Source organism: Gammaproteobacteria bacterium (genome assembly GCA_003696665.1).
Classification (GTDB): Bacteria; Pseudomonadota; Gammaproteobacteria; order Enterobacterales.
In genome coordinates, this window is the sequence record RFGJ01000488.1 from 1 (window position 1) to 2,262 (window position 2,262).

Sequence of the window (2,262 nt, forward strand, 5' to 3'; positions counted from 1 at the left end):
CCTGAACTCGCCCCGGTCAACAATATTCTTGCCCCTCGAATTTGCATGGTGACTCCCTCATCGTTTCAGGAACAAACAAAACATTTCACGGTCAATACAAAAGCATACACACCACAGTAAATCTGATATACTGAAAAAACACGACACACAGCGAATTGATAACGCAAATAGTATTTCATTTCTAAATTAAGGCAGTTCTAACTCGATGAAAATTTTTCCTCTTTCCAAGGATCCGGAACGCGAGGCTGAATGCGCTCGCTACCAAAAACCCACAGCCAGCCGTACATACATTAAACACGTTCTCAATGACTTCGGCCGCCCAGTCTATTTTGATGAATTGTGCCAATCATTTGATATCAGCGACGATTCAGAGCTTTGTGAAAAGCTTCTGTTTCGATTAAAAGCGATGCTCCGCGATGGAGAGCTCGTGGAAGATCGAAAAGGCCGTTTTGGCTTGCCTGAACATATGAACTTGCGACGCGGCCGAGTTGTTGGCCACCCAGACGGTTTCGGATTTGTCGTACTTGAGGGCGGTGGCGAAGATTGGTATCTGCCGCCCAAGGAAATGCGTCGTCTGCTTCCCGATGACAAGGTACTTGTCCATGTCCGCGACGTTCGACGAAATGGCCGTATTGAAGCCTCTGTTGTCCGCATTCTTGAGGAGGGCAAAAAGCGTATCGTCGGGCAACTCAAGAAAGAGGGCCCAGTCACTTATGTGGTGCCGCAAGATCGCGCTATCTCTTTTGATATCCAAATCGACAGCGCGCGTTCGGTTAAAGCGAAACCTGGTGAGTTGGTCGTTGTAGAGCTGATTGAACGGCCATCTCGTCACCGACCTGCCCTTGGCCTCATTGTCGAACGACTCGGGCAACCGATGGCGCCGGGCATGGAAATCGCTGTTGCTTTGCGTTCATTTGACTTACCTTTCGAATGGCCGGAGGATGTCTTGGCGCAAACCGAAGCCATCCCCGACAGCGTCACACAGCAGGACATTGGACAACGTCGAGATCTTCGAGACCTGCCGCTCGTCACCATAGACGGCGAAGACGCCCGAGACTTTGACGACGCTGTTTTTTGCAAACGCCGACGCGGCGGTTTTACGCTTTGGGTCGCCATTGCGGACGTCAGTCACTACGTCCAGCCCGATACGCCATTGGACCAACACGCACTTGAGCGAGGAAACTCGGTGTACTTTCCGGGCGAAGTTATCCCCATGCTGCCCGAAAAATTGTCCAACGGTTTGTGTAGCCTTAACCCCAAAGTCGATCGCTTGGCCATGGTCTGTGAAATGCAAATCACACACGCTGGCCGAATCAAAGGGTATCAATTTTATCCGGCAGTCATTCGCTCACATGCTCGACTGACCTACACACAAGTCTGGAATTACCTCTCAGGCAGCCAAAACGCCGAAACGGCGCTGGGCAATGCCGCACACCTGGCCGAGCATCTTGATGCACTTCATGCTTTGTACGGCAAACTGGCCAAGCAAAGAGCCCAACGTGGGGCCATCGAATTTGAAACAGAAGAAAGTCAATTTATCTTCAATGACCAAAGAAAAATTGAACGCATTGTGCCGACCAGTCGCAATGATGCCCACCGTCTGATTGAAGAGTGCATGATTGCGGCCAACGTATGCGCGGCCGAATTCATCGCTGAACACTTCCCGAAGGGCGGCATGTTCCGCAACCACGCAGGGCCAGCCGAAACACGGCTTGCCGCATTCCGTGACTTTCTCGGTTTGCTTGGCTTACAGCTTGGCGGTGGCGATGAACCATCACCAGCGGACTACCGACAACTGTTGGAAGCCACCGCCGACCGAAAGGATGCCGAACAAATTCAGATGATGGCGCTCAGAAGTTTGTCGCAAGCCGTCTATGGTGTCGATAACTTGGGCCACTTTGGGCTTGCGCTTGCCAGTTACACGCATTTCACTTCGCCCATCCGTCGCTATCCTGATCTCATTGTGCACCGACTTATCAAAGCGATATTGGTCAAGCAGGGGCAGATTGTTGACGGAAGCAGAGCCTATGAGCGCGAACGCCTGATCGAATTTGCCGATCATTGTTCGGTCACGGAAAGACGTGCCGATCAAGCGACACGCGATGTGGCCGACTGGTTGAAATGTGAATTCATGCTTGACAAGGTAGGCGAAACCTTTGCTGGCCGCATTGTCGGCGTTGCCAGTTTCGGGATTTTCGTGCGCTTAACCGAACAGTTTATCGAAGGGCTCGTCCATATTTCGAACCTACCCGCTGATTATTA

At 51.6% G+C, this 2,262-nt stretch carries 1 protein-coding gene; it reads left to right on the plus strand.

What is annotated here, in order from left to right:
* Window positions 1-205: 205 nt before the first annotated feature.
* The coding region (gene rnr, locus D6694_11860) for a ribonuclease R (GenBank protein RMH38775.1) at window positions 206-2,262 on the plus strand (2,057 nt) is incomplete at its 3' end.